Source organism: Streptomyces xiaopingdaonensis (genome assembly GCF_000262345.1).
Taxonomy (GTDB): domain Bacteria; phylum Actinomycetota; class Actinomycetes; order Streptomycetales; family Streptomycetaceae; genus Streptomyces; species Streptomyces xiaopingdaonensis.
Window position 1 is genome coordinate 1 of sequence record NZ_AJTQ01000065.1, and the last position, 19772, is coordinate 19772.

The 19772-nt window shown below is 72.6% G+C and carries 15 protein-coding genes; 11 read left to right on the forward strand and 4 right to left on the reverse strand.

Annotated elements, in window-relative coordinates; all coding sequences use genetic code 11:
* The first annotated feature begins 303 nt into the window (after window positions 1-303).
* Window positions 304-906 (forward strand): response regulator transcription factor, encoded by a 603-nt coding sequence (locus UWG_RS0105560; RefSeq protein ID WP_237719991.1) that lies wholly within the window; start codon window positions 304-306, stop codon window positions 904-906.
* 52 nt (window positions 907-958) lie between these two features.
* On the opposite strand, the gene UWG_RS0105565 is transcribed toward UWG_RS0105560, so the two are convergent.
* The 3 genes from UWG_RS0105565 to UWG_RS0105575 are packed head-to-tail and all read right to left on the reverse strand — an operon-like array spanning window position 959 to window position 4441.
* On the reverse strand, window positions 959-2071 hold the full coding sequence (locus UWG_RS0105565; protein WP_016906213.1) for a 3-dehydroquinate synthase II: 1113 nt from the start codon (window positions 2069-2071) through the stop codon (window positions 959-961).
* A complete protein-coding gene (locus UWG_RS0105570; RefSeq protein WP_029391193.1) occupies window positions 2043-2897 on the reverse strand; it encodes a 2-amino-3,7-dideoxy-D-threo-hept-6-ulosonate synthase in 855 nt (284 codons plus the stop codon). The genes UWG_RS0105565 and UWG_RS0105570 overlap by 29 nt, the downstream gene beginning before the upstream one ends.
* Entirely contained in the window at window positions 2894-4441 is a 1548-nt protein-coding gene (locus UWG_RS0105575; RefSeq protein WP_029391194.1) for a class I adenylate-forming enzyme family protein, read from the reverse strand. The genes UWG_RS0105570 and UWG_RS0105575 overlap by 4 nt, the downstream gene beginning before the upstream one ends.
* 289 nt (window positions 4442-4730) lie before the next feature.
* Between UWG_RS0105575 and UWG_RS0105580 the strand changes: the two genes are divergently transcribed.
* Both UWG_RS0105580 and UWG_RS32700 read left to right on the forward strand, forming a co-directional pair.
* Complete coding sequence (locus tag UWG_RS0105580; protein ID WP_050988512.1) at window positions 4731-6251, forward strand: SagB/ThcOx family dehydrogenase; 1521 nt, start codon at window positions 4731-4733, stop codon at window positions 6249-6251.
* Between the two features lie 218 nt (window positions 6252-6469).
* On the forward strand, window positions 6470-6646 hold the full coding sequence (locus tag UWG_RS32700) for a thiazolylpeptide-type bacteriocin (protein ID WP_106429925.1): 177 nt from the start codon (window positions 6470-6472) through the stop codon (window positions 6644-6646).
* 81 nt (window positions 6647-6727) lie between these two features.
* Here UWG_RS32700 and UWG_RS0105590 read toward each other — a convergent pair whose 3' ends face one another.
* The gene (locus tag UWG_RS0105590; RefSeq protein ID WP_237719992.1) at window positions 6728-7222 is read right to left on the reverse strand and encodes a hypothetical protein; all 495 of its coding nucleotides are present in this window, start codon (window positions 7220-7222) and stop codon (window positions 6728-6730) included.
* A 315-nt stretch (window positions 7223-7537) separates the two neighbouring features.
* On the opposite strand from UWG_RS0105590, the gene UWG_RS0105595 reads away from it, so the two are divergent.
* Genes UWG_RS0105595 through UWG_RS0105630 form a run of 8 tightly spaced genes read left to right on the forward strand, consistent with a single transcriptional unit; the run spans window position 7538 to window position 19744 of the window.
* Window positions 7538-8569 carry a hypothetical protein gene (locus tag UWG_RS0105595; protein ID WP_237719993.1) on the forward strand — a complete coding sequence of 344 codons (1032 nt, stop codon included), beginning with the start codon at window positions 7538-7540 and terminating at the stop codon, window positions 8567-8569.
* Window positions 8566-11166, forward strand: a complete 2601-nt coding sequence (locus UWG_RS0105600) for a lantibiotic dehydratase family protein (RefSeq protein WP_016906220.1) — start codon at window positions 8566-8568, stop codon at window positions 11164-11166. Before UWG_RS0105595 ends, UWG_RS0105600 begins: the two co-directional genes overlap by 4 nt.
* Entirely contained in the window at window positions 11163-12863 is a 1701-nt protein-coding gene (locus UWG_RS0105605) for a hypothetical protein (protein ID WP_237719994.1), read from the forward strand. Before UWG_RS0105600 ends, UWG_RS0105605 begins: the two co-directional genes overlap by 4 nt.
* Window positions 12856-14808 carry a TOMM precursor leader peptide-binding protein gene (locus UWG_RS0105610; protein WP_016906222.1) on the forward strand — a complete coding sequence of 651 codons (1953 nt, stop codon included), beginning with the start codon at window positions 12856-12858 and terminating at the stop codon, window positions 14806-14808. The genes UWG_RS0105605 and UWG_RS0105610 overlap by 8 nt, the downstream gene beginning before the upstream one ends.
* Entirely contained in the window at window positions 14805-16385 is a 1581-nt protein-coding gene (locus tag UWG_RS0105615; RefSeq protein ID WP_016906223.1) for a hypothetical protein, read from the forward strand. The genes UWG_RS0105610 and UWG_RS0105615 overlap by 4 nt, the downstream gene beginning before the upstream one ends.
* 10 nt (window positions 16386-16395) lie before the next feature.
* Window positions 16396-17343, forward strand: coding sequence for a thiopeptide-type bacteriocin biosynthesis protein (locus UWG_RS0105620; RefSeq protein ID WP_016906224.1), 948 nt, complete (start codon window positions 16396-16398; stop codon window positions 17341-17343).
* Window positions 17340-18557, forward strand: coding sequence for an FAD-dependent monooxygenase (locus UWG_RS0105625; protein WP_016906225.1), 1218 nt, complete (start codon window positions 17340-17342; stop codon window positions 18555-18557). Before UWG_RS0105620 ends, UWG_RS0105625 begins: the two co-directional genes overlap by 4 nt.
* Window positions 18554-19744 carry an FAD-dependent monooxygenase gene (locus UWG_RS0105630; RefSeq protein ID WP_016906226.1) on the forward strand — a complete coding sequence of 397 codons (1191 nt, stop codon included), beginning with the start codon at window positions 18554-18556 and terminating at the stop codon, window positions 19742-19744. The genes UWG_RS0105625 and UWG_RS0105630 overlap by 4 nt, the downstream gene beginning before the upstream one ends.
* The last annotated feature ends 28 nt before the right edge of the window (window positions 19745-19772 follow it).

Here is a 19772-nt window from a genome sequence, read left to right on the forward strand (position 1 = left end):
CCGGCCGGCCCGTCGTTGCGGCGTCCTGGGGGCGCGGTCCGGGCGAGGGCCCGCCCGCCGTGGCGTGTTCCGACGTGCGAGGACGCTGCGGCCGGCTTCCGCGGGCCCGGTGCGGCCGCAGCGGCGAGGACCGGTTCATCACGGCGCCGACTCAATCGTTGCTGAACGGCCACAACGTGGAGACCGGTTGATCAAAGTCTGCCCTGTCGCTGTACACATCTCGCAGCGCGGTTTCTAGAGTGTGCTGGTCGTCCCGTACATCGGCGTACGGGCGTGTGCCGGAGAACTCGACACGGGGGACGTATGACGAGTCGCATTGCCATTGCCGGAAAATCCCGCCTCACGGTGGAGATGATCGCCGAGTCGCTCAGCCGCGAAAGCGGGCTCGACGTCGTCGCCGTCGTCAGCAGCTACCAGCGACTGGTCGAGGCCGTGGAGGGGCACGAGGCGGACGTCGCCCTGGTGGACCTGGAGCGTGTGCACGGGAGTTGGGCGCGGGCGACCGACGACATACGCCGGGTCCAGCCCGGCTGCGGGGTGGCGCTGGTGCTGGACACACCGTCGCGCACCTTCGTCGACCAGGCTCTCAGGGCCGGCGTGCTGAGCATCATCTCCAGAACCGCGGGGCTGCGGAGGTTGATCGACTCGGTGCACGGGGTCGCGTCGGGACAGGTCGTCATCGACCCGCAACTACTCTCCGCCGGCCGCCCGGACGGGCCGCTGAGCGATCGGGAGGCCGACGTGCTGCGGCTGACGGCCTCGGGAGCGTCGGTGAAGGAGATGGCGGGAGAGCTGTACCTGTCGGCCGGCACGATCCGCAACCTCGCCTCCGCTGCCATCAGGAAGCTCGACGCCCGTAACCGTTACGACGCCGTCCGCATCGCCAGCGAGCAGTGCTGGATCTGAACGGCGCGTCGCCCGCCGGTTCCCGGTGGGGCTCCGGGAACCGGCGTGCCCCTCACTGCTCGCGGCAGAACTCGTCGATCGGGTAACCGACATGGCGGTCCGCCGTGGGCAGGTGGCCCAGCACCTTGTCCCCGGGGGCGAGTTCGGTGCTGTTGAGCACGGCACCTCCCGGGCCGAGGACTCGCACGTGCCAGTCGTCCTGCAGTATGAGGTTGACGGCCTGCCCGTTCGGGGCCACCGCGTCCACGGAGATCAGCGGCCGGGTCTCGATCTTGATGCGCCCCACGTTGACCACACGGGTGCGCCCCCGGGTGTCCACGGCCAGCACCTTGCTGCCCGCGACGAGTTCGCTGAGGTAACGGGTGCTGCCGCGGTCCGCGACGGTGTACGAGTGGATCGCGCCCGCGTTGACCCGGAAGGGCCTCGTCGGCATGTAGGGAAGGGGATGGGTCTCGCTGACGCACAGGACCATCCCCTTCGAGTGCGAGCCGACGAGAATGCCCTCGTCCTTGCCGAGGTAGCTGCACGTGTCGACACAGGCGCGTTCGCCCATACCGATGTGCGCGGTCGCCGTCACCGTGAGCTCGACGAGGTCCACCTCGCCCGTGACCGCGCCGGCGGCCAGCCGCAGCGCGGTGGCGTCCCCGACCGCCCGTGCCGGCATCAGCACGCCGTCCGAACCGAGTTCGAGTACGCCGAAGATGATCCGGGCCTCCTCGACATCGGCGGCCCGGGTCAGGACGGTCCCTTCACGGCCGGCCGCTGCCGCGAGCACGATCTCCAGCGGGATCTTCGTCGGGTCGCGGAAGTCGAGCAGGCTCCACCGCTCCGTACGCGCCGCCTCGCAGGCCGTCTCCAGGGTCTCCGCGTCGACGATCTCGACGTAGCGGCCGAAGTCGGTCGCCGGGTGCGCCGCGGCCAGCTTGGCTCGGTCGTCGGCGCTGCCGGCGACCACGACCAGGTCGGCGCCGGCGAAGTCGTCCACCGGCTCCCCGGCGTCGTGCACGAGGACGCGGCGGACGGTCGGCGGCAGGGCCGCGAGGAGTCCCGTTTCCGCCGCGACGACGGCGTCGATGCGTTGGTGCACCGCCTCCTCGAGGATCGCCGGCGCGCTCTCCTCGTCGGCTCCTCGTATGTCAAGCCAGCACAGCTTGCTCTCCGTCACGTTGCTGTCCCCTCGGTATGTGGTCGGGTCCTGCGGCCGGCTCCCGGGCCGGCAACCGGTGTACGAGACGTGCCACCTGTTCCGCCGTCCGCTGCGGATCGGCGGACTGGAACACGTTGCGCCCCATGGCGACGCCCAGTGCGCCTCCGGCGAGCACCTCGTCGACGAAGGCGAGAACGCCGTCCTCCGTGCCCCGCTGCGGGCCGCCGGCGACGAGGAGCGGGACCGGGCAGGCTTCGGTGAGTGCCGCCAGGTCGTGCAGCGAACCGGGGAAGCACGTCTTGATCAGATCGACTCCCAGGTCGGCCGCTATGGTCACCGCGTGGGCGACGAGCGCGGGGTCGTGCGGGTCGGCTATGCGAGGGCCGCGGGGGTACACCATGGCGAGCAACGGGAGGTTCCAGCGGTCGCACGCGTCGGAGACCCTCCCGAGGTCGGCTATCTGCCGACGCTCGTCGTCGGAGCCCAGGTTGACGTGCACGCTGACCGCGTCCGCACCCAACCGCAGCGCGTCCTCCACCTCGGTGACGAGGTACTTGGCGTCGGGGTCCGGGGCCTGGCCCGTGCTCGCGTTGAGGTGGATGACGAGCGACATGTCGGCGAACCGCTCCGGGTGGATGTGCCGAACGCTGCCCTTGTGCACCACGATCCCGTCGACGCCGCCCGCGGCGAGCTGTCCGGCGAGAAGGTCGATCGAGCTGTGCCTCGGAACAACGGGGCCGTCGCTGAGGGAGTGGTCGAGCGGCGTGATCATCAATCCGTTCGGCGTGTGGTGGTGCAGCCGCCGCAGGCGCAATGACCGCGCGAAATGCCCGTAAGGTCTCATTGCGCTTTCTTCCTTTCTCCGAGAATGACGGTGTCCGGTTTTCCGGAAGAGCCGAGCGGAATCTCCTCCCACCACGAGAACGAATCCGGAACGTGCGCGGGGGAAAGACGGGCGGACACGTGGTCGCGTAGTTCTTCCGTCGTGCAGCGCTTTCCCGCGCGTGGCTGGACGGCGGCCTCTAGGCCCTCGATGTTTCCGGCGCCGCGGACTCCGTACACCGCGCAGTCCGCGACGTCCGAATGCTGCAGCAGCACGTTCTGGACCGTCGCCGGATGGACTTTTATGCCGTTGACCTTGACGACGCTCCCGATCCGGCCCAGCAGACGGAGGTAGCCGTACCTGTCCCAGTGGCCGAGGTCCCCGGTGCGCAGCCAGCCACCGCGGACCGTCGGCCCGGCGAGGTCCTCGTCGTCGAGGTAGCCGTCCATGAGCGTGGGCGATCTGACGCACACCTCGCCGGGCTCCGTCCCCTCGACCGGCTCGTCGGAGCCGGGGGTCCTGATCTCCATCTCCACCCAGGGGAACGGGCGTCCGACGCTGCCGAGGAGCTCCGGCTCCCGGTGGTCGAGCGGGGTGAGGGTGCACATGCCGCCGGCCTCCGTACTGCCGTAGAGCTGGGCGAGTACGTCTCCGAAGACCTCCACGGCGCGTGCGACACGGGACGGCGCCGCGACGGTGCCGCTGTAGAGGACCTGGCGGAGCGCCGGGAACTCGGCCTCCTCGATTCCGGGGTGGTCGACGAGTTGGTAGAGGTGGGGCACCGCGAGGTAGAGGTCGGTCACTCCCTCCTCGGTGAGCGCCCGCAGTACGTCGGGCAGCCGGAACCCGTCGTGGAGCACGACCGTGCCGCCCGCCACGAGGGCCGCGTCCGCCATCGTCGCCGTCGCGTGGCTGATCGGCGTCACGGACAGCAGCGTGGGGCGGTGTTCCGGCGCGGCGGCGCCGAACGAGAGGTCGACGAGCCTGTCCCGCACGCCGAACGAGCGGCGTACCAGCTTGGGGGTGCCGGTGGTGCCGCTGGTCAGGTCGACGACCGCCAGGTCGTCCGGCGCGTAGGAGACGGCCGGCGGTGCTCCCTCGTCCTCGAGCGGGTCCGTCTCGGCCAGGGCGACGACCGTCAAGTCGCCTACGTTGGCACGGAGTTCGTGGCCGCGGGTGAGGAGGGGGCCGTCCACCGCGAGGACGCGGGCGCCGGTGGCGCGCAGCAGCCGTGCCTGTTCGGCCGCCGGCAGTTCCTCCGCGTCCGACCGGGCGTTCATGGATCGGATGTGGACGACGGCGGCTCCGAGCAGGTGGCCGGCGTACCTTGCGGCGAGCATGGCGGCGCAGTTCGGTTCGGTGAGCACGGCGACGGTGTCGGCCGGGCGCACGCCCGCACGTGTCAGCGCTCTCGCCGCGCGGACCACGCAGGTGCGGAACTCGGCGGCGCCGAGGTTTTCCTTCCACGAACGCACGACGATTCTCGCCGGATCTCTTTCAAGGTGTTCCAGAATCCGCAGCACGTAGTTCCGGCGGCTCGTGCTCTTCCCCGGCGCCTGGCTCACGGGCGTCCACCATCTTCCCCCGGTCCTTGCCCAATCATTCGACCACCGAACGGGAAAGGTGATCAGTGGCAAGCCTGCGCAGAAGCAAGGGCCGGGGCAAGTTGTTCCGTGGGGTCGATGACATTCATCATCGTGCTCCGAACAAAGGTAATTCGGCGTTCTCCGGAGAGTTTTGAGGCGGCGCAATTATCTTTGTCATCGGGTGTCTGACCGGTGTCATCGGTCCCTTGCCCGGGGCGGAGGGCCGCACGAGCCTGGTTGCCTCGCGATGTCGACTGCGGAGGGCAGCATGCGACCTGGAAACCCGTGGCCCGAAGCGGAGTACCTCGTCGGCTTCAGGGACGAAGTCCGGGTCGAGTTCGACGCCACGTCGGTCAGCCTCGGCACGCCCGTGCGCACCTTCGCCGTCCGGCTCGGCGAGGGCCGCCTCCGCGCCGCCCTCGCCTCGCTCGTCGGCGGGCTCGTCCCCATGGACGAGGCGCTGCGCCACCTCGTTCCGGCCGAACGCGTCCAGTTCCAGCGGCTGTTGAGCCGCCTCAACCGGCTCCTCGTCTACGGGGTGCCGATCGGCGGGCGGGAGCTGGTCCGGATCGAGCACACGGCACCCGACGCCGGGACGCCCGCCGTGCGCGTGGGCCCGGACGACCTGGTGCGGCTGTCCAGGTTCGCGCTGTGCCGCAGCAGGTCCAACGCGCTGGTGCTGGAGTCGCCGCTCGCCAAGGTCAGGGTGGTGTTGGTGGAGAGCGTCGCCCGGGAGCTGGTGACCTCGCTCGCCGAAGCCAGGGGCGTGGACGAGCTCGCCGCCTCGCTCGCCGGCGGCCTGACGGCGGCGGAGGTACGCACGCTGCTCGGTGTGCTCGCCGGTGCCGGGTTCGTCGAGGTATGCGCGGCCGGCGAGGACTTCGCAGGGGAGGACACGGCCCTGCAGCAGTGGGACTTCCACGATCTGCTCTTCCACTCCCGCGTCCGCGGCGGGCGGTTCGACGAGCCGCTGGGAGGCGTGTTCCCGCACAAGGGAAGGATCGACCCGCGCCCGGCCGTCAAACCGGTGCCCGAAGGACCTTCGGTCGAGCTGTACCGCCCGAGCCTGGAGGACGTCGTCCGCGAGGACCCCGGTCTGACGGCGACGTTGGAGGGCCGCAGATCGTTCCGCGGGTACGGCGAGCGGCCCCTGACGGCCGAGCAACTCGGCGAGTTCCTCTACCGCGTCGGCAGGGTGCGGACACGGTACGTCCCGGGGCCGGAGGACGAGCCCGGCAGCGAGATCGTCTCGCGCCCGTATCCCACCGGCGGTTCGGCCTTCGAGTTGGAGCTGTACCTCACGATCCGGCGCTGCGCCGGTGTCGAACCGGGCAGCTACTACTACGACCCGGTCGGCCACCGGCTCGTGCTCGTGAACGACGATCCCGGGGACCGCAGAGCCATGCTGGACGTCGCGGCCGTCTCGACGTCCCGCGAGGCCGACCCCGAGGTCCTGATCACCATGACCTCCCGCTTCCAGCGGCTCTCCTGGAAGTACAGCGGGATGGCCTACGCGACGACCCTGCGGCACACCGGGGTTCTGTACCAGACCATGTACCTCGTCGCCACGGCGATGGGTCTCGCTCCGTGCGGTATCGGGATCGGGGACGCGGACATGTCGGCGCGTGTTCTCGGGCTCGACTACCTGGAGGAGTCCTCCGTCGGCGATTTCCTCCTCGGCAGCCGCCCGCCGGGCGATCCCGGTATCTGGGACCGCGAGCAGGGATGGGAATGGGTGAACGACCCGGAATGGGCGGCGTGGGCCGGCGGGGCGCTGGGCCGTACGTGACCCGGCGAGTGACGGCACCGATTCCCCCGCCGACGGCGGGGGCATTTTTTTCACCACGGCGGAATTCATGAATCCGCTTTCGGTTGTGATATCGGTAACCGGGCGGATGACAAGTGTCAATGACGTGCGGCGAGGTGTGGTGTTTCGGTGGAGAATTCGAAACAATATGCCTTGTGCGGCCGTCCGGTCGCGCAAAAGAATTAGCTGAGGAGTTCTCAATGAGCAATGTCACGGTTGACTCCATGGACATCGAGCAGGTCTTCGACTCGTTCGACGTGACCGAGCTGGAGGTTCTCGAGGTCTCGCAGGGTGTCGCCCAGCCCGAGATGGGTGCTTCCGGTGGCACGGTCGGCACCTCGTCCTCCTCGTCCACCTGCTCCTCGTCCACCTGCTGACGAGAGCCTGCTGTCCCAGGTGACAGGTGCGGCGGCGTCCACCCCCCGGCGGTGGGCGCCGCCGCCCTTCCCGGGCCCGGCTCAGCCGCGGTGGGCGACGTGCGCGGCGGTGGCCCACAGCGCGAGGGCGGCGCCGAAGCCGAGCAGGAGCCGCGCGTCGGCCCCGCCTGCGGGAAGCAGCGCGCAGGCGAGGGCGAGGAAGGTCAACAGACCCCCCGTCCACCAGTACTGCGGCTGTGCGAAGGACCTGGCCAGCGGGAGGAAGTGCAGGCCGACGACGAGGCACACGGCGAGAGGGATGTAGTCCCAGAGGTCGAGCCGGCCGAGCGCGAAGACCGCCGCCACGATCGCCACGGTCTGCCCGATGTTGACGAGTCGGAACACCCGCAGGCTGCTCGGCGCCACCCGGCGTATTCGTCTGGGCCGCGTGCGCGTACCGAGGCGAACCGTGAGGGCCACGACGGCAGCGGCGACGAGGACCGCCGCTGCGAAAGCGGAGAAAAGAGCGGGCCCCTGCACCCGCGATGCGAGCCCCGAAACACCCAGGATTTCCCACATCGATGCGAAAGCGGACATTATGACCGCGCCTTGCAGTCGGCCGTCCCCGCTCAGATTTCCTCTGCTGGATTCGTTGGTCACTTACCCATCCTACCGTGGTGTTTCCGTGGAATGCGGCACAGGTGTCACGAGTTGGGTGACGGATGTCAGCAACCGCTCGGTAATTCTTTTTCGACCGCAATCGATTCCTTGAGGATGAGGGTTATGAGAGGCGAAGTGGTGAAAGACCGAGACGATGCTCCGGCACCCGGCTCCACGGGCGTGCGTGTTTTCACGGGTGCGCCGGTGACGTTGGCGTGGCTCTCCCGGTCGGTGATTCCCTTCGTCCGTTTCGTGCAGGAGAGCGGAGGCGCCGTCGTACGGCTGCGCCGGGGATGGCTGCACGGCCCGCACGTGGACGTCCTCGCGCGGGGCGCGCTGGGGCAGGAGCTCCCGTGGAAGGACCTCGCGCGGAAGCTCGACGCGGGCCCGCCCCCCGCGCCGGCGAGGGCGCTCGACGCGAAGACCTACCTGGAGCAGGCGCGCGAGTTCGGCCGACTCGAGGCGGTGCCTCCGCCCTATCTCCCCATGCGCGCACACGGCGAGGTCGAAGTTCTCGGCCCCGACGACGCGGCCGCGAGCGACCCGCTGCTGCACGACCTGCGGGAGGCCGAGGTCGTGCAGGGGGCGATGTGCCCGCCCCTGCTGGCGACGGTCGAGGAGCTGGCGGGCGACCCGTCCCTCGCCACCGTCCGGCTCGCGGAGGCGTTCCTCGCGCTGGGCGACTCCTACTTCCTGGGGCTGCCGCACGGCACCTTCTCGTTCCGCTCGCACGCCGAAGCCTTCCTGGGCTGGGCGGCCCCCACGAAGGACATGCGTCCCGTCTTCGCCGCGCGGCTCGCCAAGGAGGCGCCCGGGCTGCGCCGAGCGGTGGAGCAGCGCCTCGCCGGAGACGTCAGCGCCGCGGCGGCCGGGTGGCGCACCGCCTTCGCCTACGCCTCGGGGACCCTGGACGCCGCCGTCAGCCAGGGACGGCTCACCCCCGAAATGCTGGACCGGGTCAACGCCGCTGTGGACACCACCGCGATGGGACCGCCCACGAAGCCGGGCGAAGTGCCGCAGGGACAGCACCCGGACACGGCGTTCCACCGCGCGGTGGCGGAGTCCGGCGTGATCGACGACCCGTCCCCCTGGTTCGCCTCCTACCGCATGTTGATCAACCTCTTCTACCAGCAGCTTCCCCTGCTCACCGTCTCCCCGATGCAGCGGTACTACATGTGCTGGGCGCTCGCCGAGACGCTCGACGAGGTCCTCGGCGAAACCTGGCAGGAGCGGTTGGACAAGGGACGGACGCGCTGGATGGAGACGCAGGGGGCCGCCCGATGAGCCCGGGAGGGACTCCGCTGCTCGTCGCCGCCGCGGAGGAGGCGGAGCCGTCGAGGGAACCGCTGTGGCTCCTGCGCCTCAACCCCCTCCGTCGCACCCGCCTCGGCGATCCGACGTTGCGGGGCCTGCTGGCCCGACTGACAGCGGCCGAACGCGCGGTGCGGGAGGCCGCGGACCGGTGCTCCGACGAGCTCTACGCCCGCATCGGCGCCACGGCGGACGACGGCGCACGCGGCCGGCTCATCGCCGCACGCAGGGCGATCCACAACGACCGCCCCCTGCGGGACGCCCCACCTGCGGTGCCCTCGGTCGCCGAGTGGCTGCGCGTCCGGGAGGAGCGCGGCACGCTGCGGGAAGAGGTCGCCGACTGCTACCGGGAGAGCGCCGACCGGGAGCGCCACAACCTCGCCGAGCTGCTCGGCGACGAGCAGCTCCGCCGCTCGCTCGCCCTCGTCGCCCCGGAGGTGTACGCCGAGTCCGAGCGCTATCGGGACGCGCTCGCGCACCCGGGCGGGCTCTCCGCGCGCGGTCGCAAATCGGAGCGGGGGCTTCTGCAGTACGTCACCAGAGCCATGGTGCGCACCAGCCCGCTCGCCCGGTTCACAGCCGTCGGGATCGCCGTGCCCGAACCGGGCGGTACCGACCCGGGCGAGGTGCGCTTCGAGAAGGCCACCGCTTTCCCGAGCCTGGACCGCGTGATGCTCGGCTACGTGCTCGGCGGTCTGCAACCGCCCGCCGGGGCCGCACTGTTGGACGCCTGGGTAGCGCTCTCGCCCACCTCCGCCCTCGACGAGAGCCGGAGCACGCTCTACTTCCTCCGCGCCACCGACTCCGGTTTCCAGCGCCTCTCCGCCCCCGTCAAGGGCGTGGTCCGGGCGATGGTCGACGGGACCGTCATGGGCCCCCGGCCGGTGCGCTCGGTCGTCGCGCATGTCGCCGGGCGGACCGGGTGCACGGTGCAGGAGGCGGCGAAAGCCGTAGCGCACGCCGTCCACCAGGGCGTCCTGTGCACGTACAACGAACCGGAGGACGGGAGCGCCGACCTCTCGACGCTGCTCACCCGCCCGGAAGCCCCGGGGGCCGCGCACCTGGACGACGTGCGGGCGCGGCTGCCGCGCCTCGCGACCGGCCCCGTCGTCGACCGGCCAGGCGAACTCAGGGCGATCGAGAGCGACTTCGGAGAGCTGAGCCGCCTCGCCGGGCGTCCGGCGCGCGTCACCGTCGAGGAGGACTACGTACTGCAGCCGATGACGGTCGACTCCTCCCGCTGGCGGCCCCGGCTCTCCGACCTCGGCGCCACGGTGGAGCTGCTCTCGGTCTTCGACTGGCTCCACGACGTGCGCGTCATGACGACGGCCGCCTTCGTGGAGCGCTTCGGAGCCGGCGCGAACGTCTCCCTCGCCGAACATGCCGAGCCCCTCGTGCAGGAGGTCTCCCGCCGTGCGGCCGTGATGGGCGAGTCGTACGCGCACGGCGATCCCGGCGCGCTCGACGGACTGGGTACGGCGAGCGGCAGCCTGGAGCAGCTCTTCGCCCTGCGCCGCAGGGTGATCGAGGAGACCCAGGGCCGCATCACCAAGGCGGTGGAGAACGCGGAGGAGGACCTCACCCTCTCCGCGCGGGAAGCGGTCGAGCTCACCTCGGGACTGCCCGAGTGCATCCGCCGGGACCCGTTGAGCTACGGGGTGCTGGTGCAGGCGGCGGGGGACCGGCTCGTCTTCAACGACGGGCTGCCCGGGCACGGCATGCTGTACGCCCGCTTCCTCGACGCGGACAGAAAGCTGGGCGGCGCCGCCGTGCCGTACCTGGCGGAGCGCCTGCGCGAGCGGTTCGCATGGGACGGCGCCCACGTCGTGGAGGACCGGGGGCTGCACCGCCTCAACGTCAACGCCCACCCGGAGATCCTGCCGGAGGGGCTGTGCCCCGACGACTGGTTCTCGCTGCGCCTCGTGCACGACACCGCGTCCGACACGCTCGCCGTCGAGGACGCCGACGGGCGGCGCCTCCGGGTGCTCCCGCTCGGTACGGGACACCCGGGCCTCTTCCCGCCGCCGCTGTCCCTGGCGACCTCGCTCTCCACGGGAGGACGCCTCAACAACGGCCTGCTCGACGGCTGGTACCGGGCGCACCGACCGGACGGGCAGCGCACGCTGAGCCTCCCCAGGCTCTCGATCGGCGGCGTCGTGCTCGCCAGGCGCCGCTGGTACGGCGGCGCGGAGCTGGCCTCCGCGCTGGGCACCCCTCCCACGGAGCACGAGCGGCTGCTCGCACTCACCGCCTGGCGCGCACGGCACCAGGTGCCGGAGGAGGTCGTCGTGAAGACCGCGTTCGCCCAGGACTCGCCCCGGACGCTTGACCCGGAGGACGTGCTCCCCCGCCGCCTCCAACACAAGCCCCAGTACGTGGACTTCTCCAGCGCACTGAGCACCCGGGTGCTGCCGAAGATGCTGGACCGCCGCGCGACGACCGAGGAGTCCGTCGACTACCTGGAGGAGGCCCTTCCCTCCGTGCGGGAGGGGACCCACGCGCAGGAGTGGGTGGTGGAGATCGGGCGCGCCCCGGGCGGCCTGTTCGAGTACGAGGGAGAGAACCGATGAGGATGCGAGCAAGGCCGTATCTGCACTGTGCACCGGTGCCGGACGGGGTCTACTTCAGCGGTGCGCGGACCCGGTTCGTCCTCCGCGGCTGGGACCGGTTGTTCAAGGTCGCGGACGTGTGCGTGCCGCTCCTCGAACGGGGGACGACCGAGGACGAGCTGGTCGCGGCGCTCGGCACCGAGCGTTCCCGCTCCGTCGTGCGCCTCCTGACGGGCGGCCTCCGCGACCACGGCATGCTCTTGGAGGGCGAGGCCCTCCTGTCGTCCGGTCCGAGCGAGGCGGACCGGGCGCGGTACGCGGGTGCGCTCGCCTACCTGGAGTCCGTCTGTGCCGACCCGTACGCGGCCTTCGCCAGGGTCCGCGCGGCCCGGGTCGCACTCCTCGGTCCTGACGACACGGTGCAGCCCGCGGTACGGGGCCTCGAACGCGCCGGGGTCGGCGAGGCGCGCGCGGTGGACGCCGCCGAGCCGGACGCCTGGCGTGGTGCGGACGCGGTGGTCTGCTGCGGCAGCGGCGCGGAACCGCTCGCCGAGCAGCTCGTGGTGCGCGTGGCCCGGGACGTGCGCGAGGGCGTCGCGGTGGTGCCGGTGCTGCTCGACGAGCACGCGCTGCAAGCCGGGCCGGCGGTCCGCGGCGACGCGGCGCAGCCCGCGCTCGCCGCCGTTCGCCGGCGGGTGCGTGCGTGGGCGCGGGGCGAGGGCCTCCGGCCGGCCGCCCGGCCGGTCGCGGATGCGATGGCCGGCGCGCTCGCGGGGCAGCTCGCTCTCGACGTCCTGGCAGGGGTCGGAGAGGAAGGCGCCGCGTACGTGGTGCACGGCGACGAACTCACCGCGGAGCGGATCGTCGTGGCGCCGCCCGCCGCCGAGACGGAAGCAGGCGTCCGTTCGCTTCCGGAGGCGGCGAGGGAGGCGGTACCCGACGCCGACGAAGCGATCGAGCGCGTCCACACCTTCACCCGGCGCTTCACGGGCCTCCTCACCCCGTCACCGGCGGAGCAGGACCTCCCGCAGATGCCGCTGGCGATCCGCGAGATGGACTTCCGTACGGGCAGCGTCGGCCGGGTCGCCGTGTGGGGAGCGCACCAGCGGGACGCGACGGTGGGGGCGGTTCTGGAGGTGCTGCGCCGTTCGGGGCGGCTGCCCGCCGAGCGCGGGACGGGCGCCGCCGGCCTGACCGAGGAGCGCTGGCTCCTCGACGGCGCGCTGCGGCACCTCGTCGCCGAGACACGGACCCTGGACGTCGAGCTCGACGAGAGCGAGGAGACGCAGCGCATCCGTCGCACTCTGCGGGACTGGCAGGCGGGCCCGCTCACCGTCCGCCTCGCCGGAGTGGCCGGAATCGACTGGCGGCTGGCCCGGGTCGAGGACGCGCGGAGCGGCGAGCCACTCGGCGCCGCCTGGGCCCCCGACGCGGACACCGCGGTCCGTGAGGCCCTGAGCACGAGCCTCGCAGCGGCCCGCATCGACGCCGCCCGCGACGGCGCCACCGACCTGCCCCTGCTGCGTACGGACGCGCTCCAACTGGCGGAAGCGGAGCAGGTCGACGCGGTGCGTGCGCAGGTCTGCCGGCTCGCCGCCGCCCGGGGCGTCTCCTTCGAGGGCCGTCCGATGCGGCGGGACCCCGTGCTGGGCGAACTGCCCTTCTGGTTCGGCCCCGTCGTGGTCCGCCAACTCACCGAGGAGCCCCCGCATGCGTGATGAACAGCAGTACGGACCCGGTTGGGACGGGTTCCGTGACTCCTCCTGGGAGGCGGTCCTCGCGCGGGTCGGCGAAGCGGTGCGGGTGCGAACCGTCCTCAACAGGGGCTGGGACCTCGAGTGGGAGCGGACGCAGTGGGAGAAGAGCGCCGCCGGCACCGAGGAGTTGGTCTCGGTGCGGGTGTGGGACGACGAGGTGGTCGTCGGGCCCCGCTGGGTACCCGGCACGGACTCCGGCTGCGCGAGCTGCGCCGAGGTGCGGGAGCGCAACACCGCCGAGCACCCACTCGCCGACTCCCCGGCCGAGCCCTGCGGGATACCCGTGGCGCCCTCGCCCCTGCTGCCCCTCCTCCTCGACGCCGCGCTGGACGACCTCGCGGCGCACCCCCTGCGGCCGGGTGAACTGTGCGTCGTCGGAACGCGATACGTGCGCCGGCACCGCGTTCCGCGGAGCTTCTTCTGCCCCGCCTGCCAAGGCGCTGCCGCCCCGCTCACCGACGACGAGCGCCCCGCGCCGCTGGAACTGCGTGCCGAACCGCTCTCGCCGGGGGACCCCACACGCGGCGTCGGCGGAGCCCACCTGATGGAGCCGGGCGCCCTTCGCGGGCGGCTCCTCGACGCGCGCTACGGGCCGATCCAGGTCATCATGCGCGAGTCGAACGTCCCCTTCGCCATGAGCATGTGCCTCGCGCCCGACGCGGCAGCCCCGGGGCACGGGCGCGCGGGCACGTTCGCGGAGGCCGACCCAGTCGGGATCGTCGAGACCTACGAGCGGCTCGGCAGCTTCCCCTTCGACACCCCGCTGCTGCTCGACCGCGGCTACCGCGAGGTCGCGGACCGGGCTCTCGACCCGGCCACGTTGGGGGAGCACACGGAGGAGCAGCTCGCCCACCCGAGCTGCCAGGTGCTCCCCTACACCCCGGACGCGCCCCTGGACTGGGTGTGGGGTCACGACCTCGCCACGGGCGAGGCGCGGTTGGTGCCGGCCGAGGCCGCCTTCTACCAGTACGAGCAGCGGTTCAAGCTCTCCCGGCACGCGGCCCGCGCCGCGCGCGTCGCTGCGCGCCGGGAGCGGGCGGCGGGTCGCGTGCCCGAACCGGGCACCCTGCGCAAGTACTTCCACGACTCGTCGAGCGGGTGCGCGGCGGGTGCGAGCCTCGAGGAGGCCGCGCTGCACTCCCTGCTCGAACTCGCGGAGCGGGACGCCTTCCTCCTCTCCTGGCACCGCCGGACTCCGCTGCCCCGTATCAGCAACGCGTCGATCACCGACCCGGAGAACCGGAGCCTGATCGACCTGATCCAGACGCGCGGCTTCGACGTGCACGTGCTCGTCGCACAGCAGGACATCGCCCTGCCGATCGTCTGGGTGCTCGTGGTGAACCGGCGCCACCCGTTCCCCGCCACGTACTCGTCCGGCGGCTCGGGAGCCGACCCGAACACCGCTGTGCGGGGCGCGCTGCGCGAGGTGGCCCAACTCGTCACCAACAGGGCGCAGTGGAACCGCGAGGAGGCCGAGTCGATGCTCGGCGACCCCTGGAGCCTCGTCGAGCTCGAACACCATCCGCAGCTCTACACGCTTCCGGAGAAACTGCCGCGGGCCACCGAGGTGCTCGGCGGTCCCGAGACCACGCTCGAGGAAGCCTTCCCCGAGTGGCCCGGAGTCCTGCGGCGGGCTGCCGGAGGCACGGTGCGCGGGTCGCTGGAGCACGTGCGCCGACTGTACGAGGACGCCGGGCTCGACCGGATCGTCCTGGTGAACCAGACCACCAGGGAGCACGCCGACGCCGGCGTATCGGTGGCCAAGGCCGTCGTCCCCGGCATCCTGCCGATGTGTTTCGGCCACGCGCAGCAGCGCCTGAAGAACCTGCCGCGCCTCACGGCCGCGCTCGCCGGAACGCCGGAGGAGCACCGGGCCGTCCCCTACGACCCCCACCCGTTCCCGTGAGCGGCCTCACCAGGGGCTCGGCGCCGGCCGAGGAGACGCACACGGACCCGCCGCCGACCGCCACGGCACGGCGCGCCCCCGTGGACCTGCCGCCGCCGTTCGGCGACAACAACATCGAACGCGAGCCGCTGTGGTACGAGTTCGGCGCCGGCGTGGACGAGCCGGCCGTACCCCCGTGGACCCGGGTGCCGGAGCCGCCCATGACGGCGCACGTGGCCCCGCCGCCGCCCGGGTGCATCAGCGGCGGGGAGCGCAGGGAGCTGCCCCGGCGCACCGCGGAGCTGCTCGATGTCGCTCCCTACCCGCACGGCAGGGCGCCCGGGCTTCCCTTCGAAGAGGCGCTCGATCGGGCGCTCGTGTCGAGCTTCGGTGTGCAGTGGTCCGATCCGGAGCACGTCTACGACCCGCACCGCGGCTACGCCTCCCCTCGCTGCCTCTACCCGGTGCAGGTCTTCGTCGACGACGGTGCGCAATGGCGGCTCCTCGAACCGGAGCGGCACGCGCTCACCCGTCTCACCCGCGGCAGCCACCGCGGCGACCGGCGGCGCATCGCGCTGACCGGGAGGTACACGCGAATCCCCCGCGGCTACAAGTGGTTCCGCGGCTCGTTGGTGAACCTCGAACTCGGCATCACTCTCCGCTCGCTGGCCCTGGGGCTCGAACTCTTCGGAATCACCGGGCAGTTGGTGCTCCCCGGCGAAGGATCGGCCGCGCTCCTCGACGAGCTCGGACTGGCCCCGGACTGGGAGTGGTCGCTCCCGCTCGTCGTCGAGCTGTCTCCCCAGGGGCCGGCCGAACGCGCCGAGCAGGCCCCGGAGTTCGCCGGTACGCCCGCTGCCGGTCCACCGCACGATCCGGCCCTCCGCGACCTGGTGCGCGTCAACCGCACCCAGGCGTTCGGCGACCGGCCGGCCCCGATACCGCCGTCCGTACCCCCGCACCCGGCCGAGCCCTCGGACCCGCTCTCCTGGGCCGAGCTGATGTGGCGGCGCAACTCCGGTCGCATGCCGCGCGGCATGCTCGGCATGAGCGGCCGGCGCGCTCCCGCGTCCGCCGCCTCCGTGGCGGACGCGGTCCGCTGGCTCGGCACGCCGCCGCCCGGAGCGAGCCTGCGGGCGGTCTCGGAGCTGGTGCGGTTCACGGCGGTGCTCCAGGACACCGAGGGGTACCGGGACGGCATCCACCGGGTGCGGCCCGGCGGGACGGTCCCTGTCTCCGGCGACCCGACGGCCGCCGCACGGCTGGAGGCGGAGTACGGATACGGCCTGAGCCCGGAGGCCGGCTGCGACATCCGGAACGCATCGGCGATCTGGTTCATGTCGGTGAAGCCCCGCGATCTCTTCGCCCGCCTCGGCCCCGACGGGTGGAGCGCCGCGCAGTACTTCTGCGGCTGGGCGCTGCACGGGCTGTGCCTGTCCAGTACGGCGCACGCGATGTTCGCGCGTCCGGTCCGCGCCTTCAACGAGATACCCACGCAGCGCATCCTCGGCCTGGAGGAGGACGAAATGATCGCTCTCGCCGTGGTGGCCGGTACGCCGAGGCACGCTCCGCACGCGCTGCTGGACATCAGAGTCTGAGGAGAACGTCTTGGCACAGCAGACACCGTCCGACCCGGCCGGGACCGGCTCCGGCCCGGCTCCCCGCACGCGGTGGAGCGCCTGGCACCTCCATCTCGGCTCCAACGCGCGGTCGTTGCTCGACCGGGTGGCGAGCGAGGTCGTCGAGCCGACGGTCCGCACGCTCGACGGCGCGCCGTGGTTCTTCATCCGCTACTGGGAGGGCGGCCCCCATCTCCGTTTGCGCGTCGGCGACTTGGGCCCGGCGGAGTTCGAACGGGTGGAGGGGCTGCTGCACGACCGGCTGACGGCGGTCGGCCCGCCCGCCCCGGACGAGGCCCGCGTCGACGCGGAGGCGTACCGGGCCGAGGCGGAGCTGCTCGCGCGGAACGAATACGGGAGCGACCGCGTCGTCCCGCCGCTGAGGGAACCGGGCGTCTACCGGGAGGTGTACGAGCCGGAGACGGAACGGTACGGCGGGCCGGAGCTGATGCCGCGCACGGAGCGGCTCTTCCAGCTCTCCAGCTCCCTGGTGCTGGCGCTCCTCCCGCACGTCTCGACCCCGCAGGCCCGCTCCGCCCTCGCCCTGCGCGCCACCGTCTCCGCGGCGGCGGCCCTCGGCGACGGGACGGAGCAGGCCGCCTTCTACGCCCACAGCCTCGCGGCCTGGCGCTCCTGGGCGTCCCGCCTCGGGCGTACCGAGACCGAGCTCGACGAGATGTGCCGCATCCCCGCGAGAGCCGTCCGCCCGGTCGACCCGGCGGAGCACGGCCCCTTCGCCGCCTGGCACGGCGCGCTGGCCGAGCTCGTCGAGGCGGTACGCGCCACCACGGCGACCGTCCCGGGGCAGATCGTCGTCTCCCACGTGCACATGCTCCACAACCGCCTCGGCCGCAACCTCTTCGACGAGCTGCGCACCTACGCGTGGCTGGCGCACGCCTTCCCGGCGGCGCACCCGCTCCCGGGAGACCGGCCGTGACCCGCCCGCCGCGCATCGCCGTGGTCGGTTCCGGCATCGGAGGGCTCACCCTGGCCGCTTCGCTCGCCGAGTCCGGCATGCCGTGCGCAGTCTTCGAGCAGGCCCGCGCGTTGACGGAGATCGGTGCCGGAGTGCAGGTCGCGCCGAACGCCGCGCGGCACCTTCTCGGGCTCGGCCTCGGGAGCGAGCTGGCCCGGGACGCGGTGCCGGTCGAGGAGATGCGGGTGCACGGCTGGACGGGCGAGCTCATCGCTGCCACACCGTTCGGAGTGGCGTGCGAAAAGCTCTACCTTGCCCCCTACTACGCCGTGCACCGCGCGGATCTGCAGCGGGCGCTGCTGCGGCTGGTCGGGGAGCGGCCGCTGCGGTTGGGCCACCGGTTGCGGGCGGTCTCGCGGGACGGCGAGGAGCAGGTCCTCACCTTCGCGGACGGGACCGCACACCGTGCGGACCTCGTGGTGGGGGCCGACGGCATCCACTCCGTGGTGCGCGAGTCGCTCGTGCGCGACGCCCCCGTCTTCTCCGGGCTCGGCGTCTTCCGCGGGCTGGTCCCGATGGAACGGCTGTCCGCCGCGGCGCGCGAGCCGCTGATCCGCATGTGGTGGGGCCCCGGCCGGCACCTGGTCTGCTATCCGGTCTCCGGGGGCCGGTCGATGAGCTTTGCCGCGATTGCTCCGCTCGCCGAGGCGGGAGCGGAATCCTGGTCCGCGCCGGGCGACCCCGCCGAGCTGGTGGCCGCCTTCGCCGGGTGGGGCGGGCTGGTTCCGGAGATCACCGAGGCCGCCGGGACGGTGCGCAGGTGGGCGCTGTACGACCGTCCGGAGCTGCCCACCTGGTCGTCGGAGAGGCTCACCGTGCTCGGCGACGCCGCGCACCCGATGCTGCCGTTCATGGCGCAGGGTGCGAACCAGGCGGTCGAGGACGCCGCCGAGCTGGCCTCCCTCCTCGCGGGCGCCGAGCGCGACGACGTCCCGGAGGTGCTGACCAGGTACGAGCAGGCACGCGCTCCGCGCACCGCGGCCATCCAGCACGGTTCCCGTGGCCACGCCGACTCGATGCACCTGCCCGACGGCGAGCAACAACGCGCGCGGGACCGGGCGTTGCGGCAGGAAGCAGGGCTGGAGGGGCTGCTGCGGCGGGTGTGGCTCTACGGCCACGAGGCGGGCAGCGCCGCCTCCGCGCGGGCCCGCGCAGGAAAGGTCGGGGCGCCATGAGCGCCGGCGGTCCGCACGTGGCCGTGGTCGGCGCGGGGGTGTCGGGGCTCGCCGTCGCGATCATGCTGCGTCGGCGCGGGGTGCGCTGCGACGTCTACGAGCGGTCGGGGACGCTGGGGGCCGTGGGCGCGGGCATTCAGCTCTCGCCCAACGGCGCCCGCATCCTCCACGAGCTCGGCGCCGGGCCCACGGTCCGCCGCAGCGCGCTCACCGCGGGAGCGATCGAGACGCGCCGCTGGGACGACGGAAGGCTGCTCTCCCGCGTGGCGCACGGCGAGAGCTGCGAGGACAGATTCCGCGCGCCTTACTACCTGGTGCACCGTGCCGACCTTCAGCGCTGCCTCCTGGACCTGCTGCCGCCCGGCCGGCTCGACCTCGACCGGGCCGCGACCGGTGTCGTGGAGCACGACGACCGGGTGGAGTTGCGCTTCGCCGACGGCGGCTCGGCGTCGGCGGACATCGTCGTCGGCGCCGACGGGGTGCACTCGGCTCTGCGCCGTGCGGTCGTCGACGACGAGCCGGTCTTCGCCGGCTACTCGGTGTACCGCGGGCTGGTGCCGGCCTCCGCCGTGCCCTCGTTCGCGGCGGACCCGCGGGTGATGTTCTGGTTCGGGCCCGGCCGCCACCTCACGTACTACCCCGTCTCCTCCGGCCGGGAGGTCCATTTCAGCGCGGTGTGCGCCGACCCCGCGGGAGGTGCGGGACCGCGCAGCGCCTCCGTCGACGTCGGCGAGGTGCTGGCCCGGTTCGCGGGCTGGCACCGGGACGCAGGGCGGGTGTTGCTCGGCGCCGGGTCGGTGACCCGGTGGGGCCTGTTCGACCGGGAGATGTCCGCGCGTCTGAGCACCTCTCGGGTGGCTCTCGTCGGCGACGCCGCGCACCCGATGCTGCCCTTCCTCTCGCAGGGGGCGAGCCAGGCCCTGGAGGACGCGGTGGTGCTGGCGGGGCTGCTCGGCGCGCGGCCTGGCGACGTACCGGGCACGTTGCGCCGGTACGAGGAGCTGCGCCTGCCGCGGACGGCCGAGGTCCACCACCAGTCGCGCCTGCGGTCCGGCAGCTTCCACTTGGAAGACGGACCGGAGCAGGCCGAGCGGGACGCCCTGCTGGCGGCGCGGCAGGACTTGGCGCACCTCGACTGGCTCTACGGCGACGCCGTCCGCGCGGCGCGCGTCCCGGCCGCCGGCTGACGCGGCAGGGGCGGGGCCCCGGCGCCCG

Excerpts from the sequence above, each read along its gene's own strand:
- UWG_RS0105560 (WP_237719991.1), top strand. The coding sequence starts at position 304 with ATGACGAGTCGCATTGCCATTGCCGGAAAATCCCGCCTCACGGTGGAG.
- UWG_RS0105570 (WP_029391193.1), bottom strand. The coding sequence starts at position 2,897 with ATGAGACCTTACGGGCATTTCGCGCGGTCATTGCGCCTGCGGCGGCTG.
- UWG_RS0105580 (WP_050988512.1), top strand. The coding sequence starts at position 4,731 with ATGCGACCTGGAAACCCGTGGCCCGAAGCGGAGTACCTCGTCGGCTTC.
- UWG_RS32700 (WP_106429925.1), top strand. The coding sequence starts at position 6,470 with ATGAGCAATGTCACGGTTGACTCCATGGACATCGAGCAGGTCTTCGAC.
- UWG_RS0105590 (WP_237719992.1), bottom strand. The coding sequence starts at position 7,222 with ATGTCCGCTTTCGCATCGATGTGGGAAATCCTGGGTGTTTCGGGGCTC.
- UWG_RS0105600 (WP_016906220.1), top strand. The coding sequence starts at position 8,566 with ATGAGCCCGGGAGGGACTCCGCTGCTCGTCGCCGCCGCGGAGGAGGCG.
- UWG_RS0105605 (WP_237719994.1), top strand. The coding sequence starts at position 11,163 with ATGAGGATGCGAGCAAGGCCGTATCTGCACTGTGCACCGGTGCCGGAC.
- UWG_RS0105610 (WP_016906222.1), top strand. The coding sequence starts at position 12,856 with ATGCGTGATGAACAGCAGTACGGACCCGGTTGGGACGGGTTCCGTGAC.
- UWG_RS0105630 (WP_016906226.1), top strand. The coding sequence starts at position 18,554 with ATGAGCGCCGGCGGTCCGCACGTGGCCGTGGTCGGCGCGGGGGTGTCG.